The organism is Enterovirga sp. (assembly GCF_035325185.1).
Taxonomy (GTDB): domain Bacteria; phylum Pseudomonadota; class Alphaproteobacteria; order Rhizobiales; family Beijerinckiaceae; genus Enterovirga.
The window spans coordinates 1-1,164 of the sequence record NZ_DAOLAJ010000093.1 but is presented as its reverse complement, the minus strand read 5'-3'; the positions used below and the strand labels follow the sequence as shown (position 1 = coordinate 1,164).

Sequence of the window (1,164 nt, the reverse complement as noted above, 5' to 3'; positions counted from 1 at the left end):
CAAAGCGTGTTGTGGCTTGCCGTCGCCCGCGCGGCGGCCCGCCACTCGACGTTGGCGGATGACGGCGCGCCGCCGTTGACCAGCATCAGTGTCGTGCCGACGCTGAATTCGAAGGAGAGGCAGCCGGCGTGCGCCTCGGCGGCGGATTCGAGCGGCGGCGGCGGCCCGGCATCCATGATCAGGATCGACGGCCCGCGCTCGAGCCGGATGTACCTCGACGCAGGCGCGCCCGCCGGAACGGTACCCGGATTGTCGTCGTAGACGAGCACGGTCGCGAGCCCTGCGGGCGACGCGACGCCCATGCCGTTGAAACGCGCCAGCATGCCGTCTCCGAGGCGCATATACTTCAGCATGCCCAGCATCGCCTTCAGCGCGGAGGCGAACTCCGGCGGCGTCTTGCGGCTCCTGGCGACAAAGCACTGGCCGAGCGGAAGCAAGTCGAGAATCAGCTCGACGAGAATTCCGGGATTGCGGCTTATGTGCCCGCCATCGGGCAGGATCTGCCGGTCGAGCTCCTGAACGAAGATTTTCTCCGTTTCGCTGACCTGTCCCTCGTGGCCGGAAATGCAAAGCTGCGCGAGCAGCAGCGCCATGAGCGACAGCAGGCGCGGATAGCCGCTCGGGCTCGTGCGCCAGTTCGCGGCAAGGCGCACGAGCTGGAGACCGAGACTTTCCGCGATGATCTCGTAGGTCTCGGCGTTCGCATCCTCCAGAAGCAGGCTCGAATGGGAAATCCAGGAGATGAGACGGCGCCCGGTGACGTGGGGCTCCCAGGCGATGCCGCCGCCGCTGCGATGGCGCATCGCCCATTCGGACGCGAGAAGCTGCGCCATATCACGCGCTTCGGGCCTGCCGACCGCATCCAGATGGCGGAGCCATGCGAACCCGTGCAGCGCCCGCGCCCAGCCTTCGCTCGGAGGGATGAGGTCGAACGGCGAGACATCGTCGGCATGTGCGACGGCGCCGGCGAGGCCGAACTGACCGCCCTCGACCTCGTCCCAGAAGCTCGGGTCGGCGGTGCGCAGGTCCTGGGGAACGACGAGAAGCTGCTCGGCGGCCGTTGCGCCGAATTGCCAACGGAACGGCGGAGAGTAGAGAACGGACGAGATCGCTTCGCGCCGCAGACGGTCCGCGGCGGGATGCGTGATCCTGATCCGTTCCGAA

2 protein-coding genes are annotated in these 1,164 nt (G+C 67.6%); one reads left to right on the top strand and one right to left on the bottom strand.

Annotation, left to right across the window (positions count from 1 at the left end; translation table 11 throughout):
* The coding region (locus PKD06_RS15405; RefSeq protein WP_324381590.1) for a heparinase II/III family protein at positions 1–653 on the bottom strand (653 nt) is incomplete at its 3' end.
* A gap of 141 nt (positions 654–794) precedes the next feature.
* On the opposite strand from PKD06_RS15405, the gene PKD06_RS15400 reads away from it, so the two are divergent.
* Positions 795–1,164, top strand: a 370-nt coding sequence (locus tag PKD06_RS15400; RefSeq protein ID WP_324381588.1) for a hypothetical protein, incomplete at its 3' end; no start/stop codon positions are given.